Source organism: Saccharomonospora halophila 8, from assembly GCF_000383775.1.
GTDB lineage: Bacteria > Actinomycetota > Actinomycetes > Mycobacteriales > Pseudonocardiaceae > Saccharomonospora > Saccharomonospora halophila.
Map to the genome: position 1 here is coordinate 63,428 of NZ_KB912585.1, position 12,316 is coordinate 75,743.

The 12,316-nt window shown below is 69.6% G+C and carries 14 protein-coding genes and 1 pseudogene; 8 read left to right on the forward strand and 7 right to left on the reverse strand.

Features of this window, described 5'->3' with window-relative positions:
• On the forward strand, nucleotides 1-383 hold a 383-nt coding region (locus tag SACHA_RS23005), incomplete at its 5' end, for an ATP-dependent helicase C-terminal domain-containing protein (protein WP_019812132.1).
• 90 nt (nucleotides 384-473) lie between these two features.
• Entirely contained in the window at nucleotides 474-1,211 is a 738-nt protein-coding gene (locus SACHA_RS0118355; RefSeq protein ID WP_019812133.1) for an OBAP family protein, read from the forward strand.
• A gap of 80 nt (nucleotides 1,212-1,291) precedes the next feature.
• On the opposite strand, the gene SACHA_RS0118360 is transcribed toward SACHA_RS0118355, so the two are convergent.
• Together SACHA_RS0118360 and SACHA_RS23010 are read right to left on the reverse strand one after the other, a co-directional pair.
• Complete coding sequence (locus tag SACHA_RS0118360) at nucleotides 1,292-2,527, reverse strand: MFS transporter (RefSeq protein WP_051110276.1); 1,236 nt, start codon at nucleotides 2,525-2,527, stop codon at nucleotides 1,292-1,294.
• A 60-nt stretch (nucleotides 2,528-2,587) separates the two neighbouring features.
• Nucleotides 2,588-2,998 carry a MerR family transcriptional regulator gene (locus SACHA_RS23010; protein ID WP_157601752.1) on the reverse strand — a complete coding sequence of 137 codons (411 nt, stop codon included), beginning with the start codon at nucleotides 2,996-2,998 and terminating at the stop codon, nucleotides 2,588-2,590.
• 153 nt (nucleotides 2,999-3,151) lie between these two features.
• Between SACHA_RS23010 and SACHA_RS0118370 the strand changes: the two genes are divergently transcribed.
• Complete coding sequence (locus SACHA_RS0118370) at nucleotides 3,152-3,538, forward strand: DoxX family protein (RefSeq protein ID WP_019812136.1); 387 nt, start codon at nucleotides 3,152-3,154, stop codon at nucleotides 3,536-3,538.
• Between the two features lie 68 nt (nucleotides 3,539-3,606).
• On the opposite strand, the gene SACHA_RS0118375 is transcribed toward SACHA_RS0118370, so the two are convergent.
• Together SACHA_RS0118375 and SACHA_RS0118380 are read right to left on the reverse strand one after the other, a co-directional pair.
• The gene (locus SACHA_RS0118375) at nucleotides 3,607-4,140 is read right to left on the reverse strand and encodes a 2'-5' RNA ligase family protein (RefSeq protein ID WP_019812137.1); all 534 of its coding nucleotides are present in this window, start codon (nucleotides 4,138-4,140) and stop codon (nucleotides 3,607-3,609) included.
• Nucleotides 4,141-4,259: 119 nt separating this feature from the next.
• Nucleotides 4,260-5,075 (reverse strand): DUF899 domain-containing protein, encoded by an 816-nt coding sequence (locus tag SACHA_RS0118380; protein ID WP_019812138.1) that lies wholly within the window; start codon nucleotides 5,073-5,075, stop codon nucleotides 4,260-4,262.
• Between the two features lie 692 nt (nucleotides 5,076-5,767).
• Here SACHA_RS0118380 and SACHA_RS23020 point away from each other — a divergent pair.
• The gene (locus SACHA_RS23020) at nucleotides 5,768-6,439 is read left to right on the forward strand and encodes a dihydrofolate reductase family protein (RefSeq protein ID WP_051110279.1); all 672 of its coding nucleotides are present in this window, start codon (nucleotides 5,768-5,770) and stop codon (nucleotides 6,437-6,439) included.
• Between the two features lie 289 nt (nucleotides 6,440-6,728).
• Here the strand turns inward: SACHA_RS23020 and SACHA_RS23025 are convergent, their stop codons facing one another.
• The 3 genes and pseudogenes from SACHA_RS23025 to SACHA_RS24150 form a co-directional block, all read right to left on the reverse strand.
• A complete protein-coding gene (locus SACHA_RS23025; RefSeq protein ID WP_019812141.1) occupies nucleotides 6,729-7,916 on the reverse strand; it encodes a glycosyltransferase 87 family protein in 1,188 nt (395 codons plus the stop codon).
• A gap of 648 nt (nucleotides 7,917-8,564) precedes the next feature.
• On the reverse strand, nucleotides 8,565-8,726 hold the full coding sequence (locus SACHA_RS24675; RefSeq protein WP_157601754.1) for a hypothetical protein: 162 nt from the start codon (nucleotides 8,724-8,726) through the stop codon (nucleotides 8,565-8,567).
• 335 nt (nucleotides 8,727-9,061) lie between these two features.
• A pseudogene (locus SACHA_RS24150) lies at nucleotides 9,062-9,327 on the reverse strand (ArsR/SmtB family transcription factor).
• A gap of 640 nt (nucleotides 9,328-9,967) precedes the next feature.
• Here SACHA_RS24150 and SACHA_RS0118405 point away from each other — a divergent pair.
• The 4 genes from SACHA_RS0118405 to SACHA_RS23030 form a co-directional block, all read left to right on the forward strand.
• Nucleotides 9,968-10,537 carry a dihydrofolate reductase family protein gene (locus SACHA_RS0118405; protein ID WP_019812144.1) on the forward strand — a complete coding sequence of 190 codons (570 nt, stop codon included), beginning with the start codon at nucleotides 9,968-9,970 and terminating at the stop codon, nucleotides 10,535-10,537.
• A gap of 89 nt (nucleotides 10,538-10,626) precedes the next feature.
• Complete coding sequence (locus SACHA_RS0118410) at nucleotides 10,627-11,061, forward strand: SgcJ/EcaC family oxidoreductase (RefSeq protein WP_019812145.1); 435 nt, start codon at nucleotides 10,627-10,629, stop codon at nucleotides 11,059-11,061.
• 185 nt (nucleotides 11,062-11,246) lie between these two features.
• Entirely contained in the window at nucleotides 11,247-11,654 is a 408-nt protein-coding gene (locus SACHA_RS0118415) for a YciI family protein (RefSeq protein WP_028663330.1), read from the forward strand.
• A gap of 7 nt (nucleotides 11,655-11,661) precedes the next feature.
• Nucleotides 11,662-12,316, forward strand: a 655-nt coding sequence (locus SACHA_RS23030) for a DUF6596 domain-containing protein (protein ID WP_019812147.1), incomplete at its 3' end; no start/stop codon positions are given.

Consider the following 12,316-nt stretch of genomic DNA (forward strand, 5'->3'; position numbering starts at 1 on the left):
GGATCGACGCCGGGCAGGCGCTGCAGCGGCTGCTGCCGTGGCCGGAGGCCACCCGGCTGGACGAACTGGCACCCGCCCGCATCGCCGTGCCGTCCGGCGCGCGGGTGCCGGTGGACTACGAACCCGAACAGCCCGCGCTGCCGGTGCGGCTGCAGGAGATGTTCGGCTGGACCGAGGTGCCCACCGTCGGTGGGGGACGGGTGCCGCTGGTGCTGCGGCTGCTGGACCCGGCCGGGCGTCCGGCCGCCGTCACCGGGGACCTCGCGTCGTTCTGGCGCGACGGTTACCGCCAGGTGCGCGCCGAACTCCGCGGCCAGTACCCGAAACACGCCTGGCCGGACGACCCGCTCACCGCGCCCCCGAGCCGCCCCGGCCGACCGTGAGCACGGGCGGCGGCACGGGGACGTTCTCCCCGCCGGGCCCGTGGGTATGCCCCGGGAACCCCGCAGGCGTCGACCGGAGAGGGCACTCCGATGGCCAACCCGACGATCAAGGACCGACGTCCCCCGGTGACCCCGGCCGGGCAGGGCAAGGGCGCCTGGCTGGGCACCCTGGAACAGGGCGCGAACCTGCTGCAGGAGACCACGCCGCTGCGCGGGTTCGACGTGTACGTGGTGGGGTTCCACTGCGCCAAGGGCCGGCCGGAGATGCAGATGGAGGCACACCACTACTGCCGGGTGGTCAACGACGACCTGCTGCAGTGCGTCATCTTCGACGGCAACACCCGCGACGCGAACCTGATCGGCATCGAGTACATCGTCTCCGAGCGGGTGTTCGACCCGCTGCCGGAGGAGGAGAAGGACTACTGGCACCCGCACAACTACGAGGTCCTGTCCGGGCAGCTGGCCGCTCCCGGACTCCCGGACGCAGCGGAGAAGGCGTTCCTTCGGCTGCTGCTGAACAGCTACGGCAAGACCTGGCACACCTGGCACACCGGCCGCCACGACGGCGAACCCGGCACGGACCTGCCGCGGGGTGAACCGACCCTGATGTGGTCGTTCAACCGCGACGGCGAGTGCGACGAGTCCCTCGAACAGGACCGGAACACGACCATGAACCTGGACACGCAGACCAAGCACGAACAACGGCGGTCCTTCGTCGACCTCGCGCACCCGCAGCGGGGCGTCGACACGATGGCCGACGACTTCACGGACACGACCCCCATCCCGGGCGTGGTCGACGTGCGCCACCGCGGTGGCGCGACCGACTGACCCGGCCGCAGTTTCGCGCCGGACGCTGTCCAGGGTGGGTGACCCCCTCCACCCGCCGGTCGAGGACCCGATGCGGTGCGTCAGTGGCCGTCGCGGCCGACGGGCTCCGCGGACGGCACCTCCGGATGGGCGGGCATGTCCCGGGATCCGGTGGAGGGAACCAGAGTGAGCAGGAAGGACAGCACCAACAGCGCGCAGGCCACCACGGGGACGAACCTGGCGTCCGTGGCGGACAGGACGATCCCACCTGCCGCACCCGCGACACCGGTGCCGAGGTACAACCCCGAAATGTTCATCGCCAGCGCGGGCATGGCGGCGTGCTCGCCGGCGGCGGCCATGACACTACCCTGTACCGGAGGGTTCAGGCCCCAGGCGAACACCGCCCACAACGCGATCACCGCGAGCATGACCACCAGAGCCACCGCGCCGTCGACGGACGCGAAACCGAGCCCGGCGGCCAGCATCAGAGCCAGCGCATGCCCGCCGATCACCCCCCGCAGACTCACGCGATGCCCCAGTCGATCGTCGGCACGCCCGGCCAGCACGGCACCGGCCAGGCCCGCGAGCCCGACCACGGCCAGGACGACCGAGAGCAGGGCACCCGATCCGGAGGCGGTGGTGGCCGCGTAGGCGCTGAGATAGGTGTAGAACATCAGCCCACCGCTCGCCGCGAGGAAGGTGACGGTCACCAGCCGCAGCACGTCCGCCCGGCGCAGCGGTGCGAGCCGTTCCCGCAGCGGAGCGGGCACGCCGCCGGGCACGCTGGGAGCGGTGGTCCACACACCCACAGCGGCGATCGAACCGACCGCGGCGATCAGCCAGAAGGTGGCGCGCCAGCCCAGCGCGTCACCGAGCCACGTCCCCACGGGGACGCCGGTGAACAGTGCCGCGGTCATCCCGGCGGTGGCGACGCCGAGATAACGCCCCTGTTGCCCGGCGGGCGCCCCGGTGGCCGCGGTGGTGAAGGCCGCCGAGGTGACCGTCGCCGCCGCCAGCGCGGCGACGACGCGGGAAGCCAGCAGAGCTCCATAGCCGGAGGCCATGGCCGCGGCCACGTTCGCCAGCACGAAGACGGCCAACCCGGCCACCAGCACCGGACGTCGTGGAAAGCGGTCGACGACCACGGCGAGGGTGGGCGCGCCGACGGCGTAGACCACCGCGAACACGGTGACCAGTTGGCCTGCCGCGGAGACACCGACCCGCAGGTCCGCGGCGATCTCGGTGAGCACGCCCGCGATGATGAACTCGTCGGTTGCGGTGACGAGCAACGTCAGAAAAAGGACGAACAGCCAACTCGGCAGGGTTGGTCGAGTCATGGGTCACTACCTCCTCGGGTGCGGTCCTCCGCACGCTAGGTAGTGACACCGGTGTCAAGGTCAAGCGTGTCGGCGCAGCAGGCTCGCGAACTCCTCGGCGTCGGAGGCGCTCGCCCGCAGCCGGGCGAGGCGATCCACGAGGTCGGTCCGGTACCGCTGTAGCTCGGCGGCCTTGGCGTCCAGGTCGGACAAGCGCCGTTCGTACATCGCGATCGTGCCCTCATCCGGGTCGTCGCAGTTCAGGAACTCGGAGGTCTTCCTGTCCAGGCACGGGGAGACCTGGCGTATGTCGCTCAGGGACAACCCCGCCTTCAACAGCTCCCGCAGGTTCAGCACACGGTTCACCGCGAGCTCGTCGTACTCCCGCCAGCCGCTGCTCGTCCGCCTCGGTTCGAGGAGGCCTTGTTGCTCGTAGTGGCGGATCGACCGGCGGCTCGCGCCGGTCCGCTCGGCCAGCTCACCGATGTGCACCGTCCTGAGTCCTTTCCCCCGGTTCGACAGGTCACGGACCACAACGTCCCGTCCGTCGCCACTATTCCGGACATCACCACGGTCCGGGGTGTCACAGGCGGGGTCGCTGTCTCGTCCACCGGGGGACGAACAACCTCGATCAGGGAGTGGACGATGGACCTCGCGTTGTGGATCGCCGCCGGACTGTTGGCCGCGGTGGCCCTCACCGGCGGCCTCAGCAAGACCTTCGTGCCGAAACAACGGCTGGAGACCATGCCGGGTGCGGGGTGGACCGCGAACGCCCGTACCGGCTCCGTGAAGACGCTCGGTGTGTTGGAACTGCTGGCCGCGGTGGGGCTGATCCTGCCCGCCGCGGTCGGCATCGCCCCGGTTCTGGTTCCGGTGACCGCCGTCTGCTGGGTCCTGCTGATGATCGGCGCGATGATCACCCACGGCCGACTCGGGGAGCCGAAGCTCGCGGCGGTGAATCTCGTGTATCTGGTGGTCGCGGCGTTGATCGCCTGGGGCCGGTTCGGCCCCGCGTCCTTCGGCACGGCCTGAACGGCGGGCAGCGGTGAGGGTCTCGGTCGGCTCGTCTCCGACCGAGGTCCCGTGCACCGTGTGTTCCGTCAGCCGCGGTGGCCGAGTTTCCAGGACTCACGCACGTGGCAGTCGTGGTTGGCCCACCACTGCAGATCGACCCGGTCGACGTGGGTCCGGACCGGCAGCAGATGGCGCAGGTCGCGCTCGACGCTGTCCAGGGTGATCCCCTCGGCCCGCCGGTCCAGGGTCAGGTGCGGCACCGGGTCCGGAAACGTCCCCGCATACGGCGGGCACTGGGGGAACGCCTCCGCCAGGGCGGCGGTCAGCGCCCGGAACGGTTCCTCCGGCTCCGGGCGCAGGTGGATCAGCCCGTTGGGGAAGGTGTCGACGGTGGCGAGGGTGGCCTCGAACGGTTCGGTGCGCGCCATGATCGTCGCGACGGTGTCGAGGTCGGTGCGCGACGGCTCCGACAGCCACGGCCCGAGCAGGGTGATGTGCGCGTGCACGAACGCCGGGTCCGTCGCGAGGAACGAGGCGTCGTAGTGGGCGGTGCGGGCCCGGACGTCGTCGTCGAGTTCCGGGACTCCCACGACGAGCACCGAGTGCCCCTCGGACCACACGGGCGACCACTCCCCACGAGTTCGTACCGACGGAGGGAACGGCGAATCTAGCAAGTCGCCGCGTCGGCCGCCGTGCCTCCGCGGAATCGGCGGCCGACGCGGTGTGACTCGCCGACGCGTCAGTGGCAGTGGCCGTCGCGGCCGAGGGTCTCCACGGGTGTGGCGCCGGGGCGGGTCCACTGTGGTGTGGGGCGGCTGGTCGGGCCCCAGGTGGCGTTCCCGTCGGCATCGGTGCGCCAGTACCAGCAGATCGGCGCGCCCTTCCCGCCGACCGGCGAGCCGGCCTGCGGAGCCTCGGGCCAACCCTCGGGGTTGGCCTCCCAGCCCTCGCGGCGGCCGTAGGGCGTCATGTCGAGCAGGCCGAGGGACCCGGTGACCGGTTCGTTGCCCCGGCCGGTCGTGGAGTAGGTGAGGAAGACGCGGTCGCCGTCACGCAGGAAGCAGGCGATGTAGCCCATCTCCCCGCCGACCGGCTCGTCCAGACCCCGGACCGAGTACCAGGGCTGGGTGTAGCCCATGAACTCGACGTAGGGCGCCACCTCGTCCCAACGGCCCGTGGTCAGGATGGCGAACGAGACGCCGCGGGCGTGGAGGTAGACCGCATCCTTCATGTGCCAGGCCACGGTGGTGCAGCCCTCGCACTGTCCCTGGTGCGGGGCGCCGTCGTGCCACATGTGCTTGTAGACCACGAGCTCGTCGCGGCCCTGGAACAGGTCCAGGAACGGCACCGGACCGTCGGGGCCGACCACCTCGACCGTTCCGTCGAACTCCACCATCGGCAGCCTGCGGCGGGCCGACGCGAGGGCATCGCCCTCACGGGTGTGGGCCTTCTCGCGGACCAGAAGCTCGTCACGGGCGGCCTGCCAGGTGGCCAGGTCCACAACGGGTGGGCGGCCGTGCGGCGTGGTGGTCGGGTCCTCCGGTGTCGTCGTCATGGTGTCCTCCTCGGTGTCTCGTGACTCCCGCGTGGTCCTGCCCCCGGCTCACGAGGAGCCTTCCGAGGGTGCGGACCGTATGTCCCTGGGTGACGCCGAGGACGCTACCCGTCACCACCGACACCGAGTCCTCGCTTTCATCATCTCGGACGCGATACTCAGCCGTGTGGCACGGTATTCGGCACAGCTCGACGGCGTGTTCGTCGCCCTTGCCGACCCGACCCGGCGGGCCGTTGTCCGGCGTCTGAGCCGTGGGCCTGGCAGGAGCGCACCGACCGCCTCGAACAGTTCGTCTCCGATCACCAGGAGCGACCGCAGTGAATCCTGATTTCGACCTCGCCCTGGAGCGGGTGATCCGCGCCCCGCAGGGGCGTTCGTGACGCGGATGAGTGACGACGGGGCAAGTTCGTCGCCCATCTCGACGGGTGTTTCTTCGCCGTCGACGACCCGGAGCGCATCGTGTTCACCAACGCGATCGACAGCACCTGGCGACCGGCGCACCCCGCCCCGGTCGCGATGACCGCGACGATCACCGATGGACGACCATCCGGACGACACCGACTACCGCATGGTCGTCCGGCACGCGGACCCGCAGGCACGCGCCCGGCACGAGAAGCTCGGGTTCACCGAAGGCTGGGGTTCGGTCGCAGGCCGACTGGCCGCGTTCGCCGAAGGGACGGCCCACCGCGAAGATCGCTCTCACCGGGTTCGTCACGCTCGACGGGGTGAGCCAGGGGCCGGGGTCGCCGGACGAGCACACCAGCGACGGCTTCACCAGGGGCGGTTGGCTGGTGCCACACATCGACGGGATGTTCGTCGAGCGCACCTCCGACGGGCTCGACCCCGCCGACGGCCTGCTGCTCGGGCGACGCACCTACCAGGCGTTCGCGCGCGACTGGCCCGAGATCACTGACCCGGACGATCCGTTCACCGAGCGGATGAACACGCTGCCGAAGTACGACGTGTCGAACACCCTCACTGAGGGGACCTGGCACCCACGGCCCCTGCTCACCGGCGACCCCGGCCGGACGGTGGCCGAACTCGAGGCCCGACCGGGACGGGAACTCCGAATCCACGGCAGCGCCCTGCTGGCGAACGCGCTGCTGCGAGCGGGCCTGATCGACACGGACCGCCTCGTGGTCGCCCCCACGGTGCTCGGCACCGGGCGGCGCCTGCTGCCCGGTGCGGACACCTCGGCCGGTTCCCGTCTGATCCACCACGACGCGACACGCAACGGGCTACTGCTGCTCGAATACGAGACCACCGGGTACGCCCACCACGGCGAGTACGACGGCGTCACGGCCTTCGCTCGCCGAGCAGGTCGGCCCCACCGCAGCGCGGCTGTCACGGTGCTGGCGACGTAGCAAGCTCCGCATCAGGGGCGGCTCGCTCAGACAGCTGCTGGCCTTTCGCGAGTCGGCGCTGTTCTCGGTGGGGGCGGGGCCGGGACCAAACGGTGGCGGAGTCCCACAGCGGGGTCCGGCCGATGCGACGGGCGTGTCGAGGGGCCTGTCCTCGGTGACCCACGTCCCCCGCTCGCGACGCCTGCCCGGTCACCGCACGGCGACACTCGACGCGCGCACGTCGGCGTAGTCCTCGGCCACCGTGACCGAGGACGCCGTCCACGCGCGGCGAAGAGGGTAGTTGTGGCGGTTACCTCTGGACGACGATGCCCCGGAGCGAATGTGTCGGTGATCGTCGTTCCCGGTGGGCAAGGATGAGTGCACCGGTGAAGACGATCAGGTAGGCGTTGCCGTAGAGGATTCTTAGACCGTGCCACGGCGGCAGGGTGCTGATGCCGAGCACGGGGAAGTGAATATCCATGTTGAGGATGACGTGCACTGGCCAGGCGAAGGTCAGTACGGCCAGGCACACCAGCATCACGCGTGATGCGTGCGTGGCGGCCAGCACTGTCAGCGGCGCGAGCCACACCCAGTGGTGGCTCCACGAGAACGGAGAGATCGCGGTCGCCGTCAGCCCGCACAACGTCAGCCCGAGCAGGACGCGGCCGTTTCGGTGGGCGGCGGTGGCCACGGCGAGTCCGATGATCGCGACGGTGATCGCGAGCACGAGCCAGACCACGCGTTGGGCATCGCCCACGCCCATGAGTCGGGCCACCACTCCGTTGATCGACAGGTTCCCCGTGCTGTCGGTGGCCTCGAAGCGGGTGTTGTCCAGAAAGGTCCCCGCCCAGTAGCGTGCGGAGTCCCCGGGAGCGATCAGGAAACCAAGACCGACGGTGGCCGCAGCGGTGGCCATCGCGGTGCCCGCGGCCCGAAACCGCCGTGTGCACAGCAGGTAGACGATGAAGAAGCCGGGGGTCAATTTGATGCCGGTGGCGATGCCGACCCCGATGCCGGCCCACCGCCTACCGGCGGTGAGATCGAACAGCACGATGGCCAGCAGTATCAGGTTGATCTGGCCGAGCCACATGGTCCAGGTGATCGGTTCCAGTAGGAACACCACCGCGGTCAGTGCCACCGTCGCCCGGCGCAGTTGGCGAGTGTCCGGACAACCCATCCACCGTAGACATCGCTGGACAACGGCCGCCAGCAACACGACGTGCACAGGAATCACCAGTGCCTGGCACAACCACGCCGGTACCAGTGCCAGCGGCACGAACACCACGGCCGCGAATGGTGGGTAGGTGAACGGGAAACTCCCCGTACCGACTTGCAGGGCGGTCTCGTAGAGCGGTTCGCCGTGCAGCAGCGCGGCACCGCCGGCCCGATACACGGTCACGTCGAGGAAGTCGCCGACGATCAACGTTCCCGTGAAGGCCCACTGCAGCAGCGGCGGAACGACGAACACCGCAGCCGAGACCATGATCACGGCCGTCATATGGTGCGATAGCCACCGCAACCGTCGGGGCAACTCAGCCTTTTCGCTGTCCGAAACCGAAACGTGCACAAGCATCCTTCGAGGTGAGCGACAGTCGGATCCGAATTCGGGTGACGACGCCGGATCCGAGCGCAGATACGCCAGGGGACGGATCACTGCGGTTGCCACATGGTCCTCATCCCCACCGGACCTCCTGCCGTCGAACGGCTATTGCCTCCTGGGCGGCTACGGTCAACGCGTTCGACCGTAGTCACCCCAGGAGTGGTACTCGAGACTACGTCAGCACGCCCTGACGCCGTCTAACCCCCGGGAAAACACCGAAGAAGTGCCCCGGCGCGTAAGCGACACTTTCCGGTGCCGTGGAGTGTCCGATCGGCGCCCACTCGCGGCCGGTCCAACACCTGGACAGAACAACTGAGACGGCACCGCAAAAACCTCCACTCAGGCGAGACGCGAAGCGCACGGACTTCCTATTGATTCCCAGTGAACTCAACGAAGATACGGTATCCGCTGGTCGAACTGATTCTTCGAGTCATCTATTCGATAGTGGGCAGTTCCTCGGAGGAGTCACTTCGCCGCATATCGGGGGGCTGTGTTCACCCGAGTGGACGCCAGGAGAGTGCGCCTCGCGCGGGCCTACCGGAGGCATCATCCCGTGCGCTGCCAGGGTCCGATCGGCGCGCTGTGCGACACGCCGACCTCCGGTGTGCTCTGCACGCCCTGGGCCACGCTAGTACCGAGCAGCACCGCCGCGCTGACCTTGGACTGGTGACCGGCCTCGGACGAGGTCGCCGATTCGGCGGTGCCCAACGGATCGTTTCCCACTACAGCGCGCAGGACACCGTGCTCCAGCACTGGGACACCGGCGCCGGGCCACCGGGTGGTGGCCCGGCACGACGACCTCGCATGGTCAGGGACACCGACCTCGTCCAGAGGTCGACGCCGCGAGCCGACGGGTGCGTGCTGGTCGGCGCCGACTGGGGCACGTGGTCCGGCGCTGTGGTGCTGGACAGGCCAGAAGTGCAGCAGCACGATCCGTCCGGCGGGACGATCTCGCGGTCGGCCGTCGCGGACCGTGCCGACGTGCCTCGTCCCTCCTCGCTCATCAACTACTCCTTCTGTCGATTCTGCTTCAGGTCGCGCACCTAAGCGTCCAGCCGGTCGGAGCTGTCGTTCCAGAATCGCTCGAACCCGCCGGTCCACTCATGGACCGGCCGCAGCCCGCCGGCGTCCAAGCCGTACAGCGCTGCTTGCCGGCCTGGCGGTCCCGCACCAGTCCGACCTCCCGCAGCACCCGCAGGTGTTGGGACGCCCGCGGCTGAGTGATCCCCAGTTCCCGCGCCAGCTCGGTCACCGGCCGCGCACCCGCCCGCAACAGCACCAGGATCTCTCGGCGCTGCGGCTCGGCGATCGTGTTGAAGACGTCCGACGTCGTCGCCGCTCGTGGTCACTTTCGCGTGTCCGGCCTCTATGGCGCCTCGCGGACCCCGCCCACCGCCACACCGTGATAAGAGGCATTATCACGGGTTCTCGGTCGGAGTTAGTTTCACTGTTTCGCGACGCGCGTTACTGGTTTAACGATCGCGTGCGCGAAACTATGCCCACGACGGGGCGGCGAAATGGAGGAAGAGGGCAGAGGGAGAAGGCAGGGGCGGTCGGGGAGCCCCTCCGAGGACCGTCCGCGGACACCACCCGGGAGGAGGTCGCGGCGCGCGGCTCAGCACGGCACCGGAGGAACGCGGGAGTCCGTCACCGTGACGAAACGCTCACGGGTGTCCGGATGGTGTGGAAGCCCGGGGGAGAATCCGCGAAATCGCAGGTCAAGCACTTGGTCGCAGGTCAGCGTGCGGTGTCCGGTCGGGTTCCCCTCCGGGATCCGGTGCGGTCGCCGCCGACGACCCTACGATCACTGCGCCCCGGCTTACGGCGATGTAGTCTTCCTCGTACGACCGGTCACCAGGGGTGACGGAGCCCGAGGGGAGCACGATGTCCAGCTCGAGGAACGACTCCGCGAGCATCGTCCGTGGCTTCGGTGTGCGGAGCTCGACGCGATGCTGATCTACTCGATGGGCGTCTCGGTGGACGGCTTCATCGCGGACCGCGAGGGTGCGTTCGGGTGGATGGTTCCTGATGAGGAGTTGTTTCGCTTCCACCTCGCGCGGGTGCGCGGGCTTGGCTGCTACCTGTTGGGCCGCGAACTCTACGAGACGATGTCGGTGTGGGAAACGGACCCTTCGATGCGTGATACCGAACCTCACGCCGCGTTCGCGGACGTCTGGTGCGCGCTTCCGAAGGTCGTCTTCAGCCGCACGTTGGACAGCGTTCCCGGCAACGCGCGACTCGCCGAGCGGTCGGTGGCCGAGGAGGTCGCTGCCGCGCGCGACGCGACGGACAAGGACATCGAGATCGGCGGCGCCGGCCTGGCGGCCGTGGCGATCGAACTCGGGCTGGTCGACGAGCTGCGCATCTTCCGCTTTCCGATCGTCGTCGGTGGCGGCACGCCGTTGTTGCCACCGGTCACCGAGAAGATCCCGCTGGAGCTGGTCGAAACCAGAACGTTCGGCTCGCGCGTGGTCTACGAGCGCTACCAACGCGACCGCGACAACTCGCTGATCCAGTGAGCGGTCGGCTGCACCAGGACGGTTCATGACGGGCGGGACCACACAGGTGGATTGACTTCGAGCAGAGTCGAGCTCGTAGCGTCGTCGTCATGGACACAGAAGCGCCCGACCTCCGTCCGAGCGAGTCCGACGACCGCACCATCCGCCGGGTCGTGTCCCGGGCTCAGGACGCACAGCGTGACACGGACGCGCTGATGAGGCTGCACACCCCGGACACCGTCATCGTGAACATCGCCGGGCGACGAGTCCTCGGGCGCGACGACTTCGCCGCGGCGATGACCGCCGCGCTCTCCTCGTCGCTCGAACAGGTCCGGACCGAGCTGGATGTCCTCGACATTCGCCTGGCCACTCCGGACGTCGCCCTCGTCAGTTGCACCAAGACGGTGCACGACGGGCGGAACCACGCGGACAGCACGACCGTCCTGCCCGCGACCGGTACGCTCACGTACGTCCTGGTTCGGGATCAGGGGACCTGGCGGATCGCCCTGGCGCAGACGACACCGGTGGCCACCACCGGGACCTAGCAGGATGCCCCGGGATCGACGTGGCCCTTCGGCCGGAAGCGGTGGGTCTCGCCGTGGGTGAGGGGGTGGAAACCCGCGGTGGTCGACGATCGGGAATCTCCTTCCGGGGATGTCGAGGATGCGCGTCCGGCTCCGTCCCCCGGGTGGAACGGCCACACTGGGCCGTACGGACCGAGGAGGACATGATGACCAAGTATCTGCTGCTCAAGCACTACCGTGGCGCGCCCGCGCCGGTGAACGACGTGCCGATGGAGGAGTGGACCCCGGAGGAGGTCACCGACCACATGCGGTACATGAACGACTTCGCCGCCCGGCTGGAGGAGACGGGCGAGTTCGTGGACGGTCAGGCGCTGGCGCCGGAGGGCACGTTCGTCCGCTACGACGGCGAGGGGCGCCCGCCGGTCACCGACGGCCCGTTCGCCGAGACCAAGGACCTGATCGCGGGCTGGATGGTCATCGACGTCGACAGCTACGAGCGGGCGCTGGAACTGGCCGGTGAACTGTCGGCGGCGCCGGGCGCCGGTGGGAAACCGATCCACGAGTGGCTCGAGGTGCGCCCGTTTCTCGGCGCACGGGAAACCGTCACGGAGTGAGCCCGCGGTGGACGGGACACTGCTGCGCGGCCGCATCCCCACGGTGATCGGGATCCTCGTCCGTCGCGGAGCCGACTTCGCGGCGGCCGAGGACGCCGTGCAGGACGCGCTGGTGGAGGCTGTGCGGGTGTGGCCGCAGGAACCCCCGAGAGATCCCACGGGGTGGCTGGTCACCGTGGCGTGGCGCAAGTTCCTCGACGCCGCCCGCGCCGGCACCGCCCGGCGGCAGCGCGAGATCCGCGTGGTGGACGAGCCCACGCCCGGCCCGGCCGTGGACGCCGACGACACGCTGTGGCTGTACTTCCTGTGCGCGCACCCGTCCCTGACCCCGTCCTCGGCGGTCGCGCTGACGCTGCGCGCGGTCGGCGGCCTGAGCACACGGCAGATCGCGCGGGCCTACCTCGTGCCCGAGGCGACCATGGCGCAGCGCATCAGCCGGGCCAAACGGACCGTGTCCGGCGTGCGGTTCACCGAACCCGGGGATGTCGCCACGGTGCTGCGGGTGCTGTACCTGATCTTTAACGAGGGCTACTCCGGTGAGGTGGACCTGGCCGCGGAGGCGATCCGGCTCACCCGCCGTCTGGCGGCCGCGGTCGCGCACCCCGAGGTGTCCGGGCTGCTCGCGCTGATGCTGCTGCACCACGCGCGGCGGGCGGCCCGCA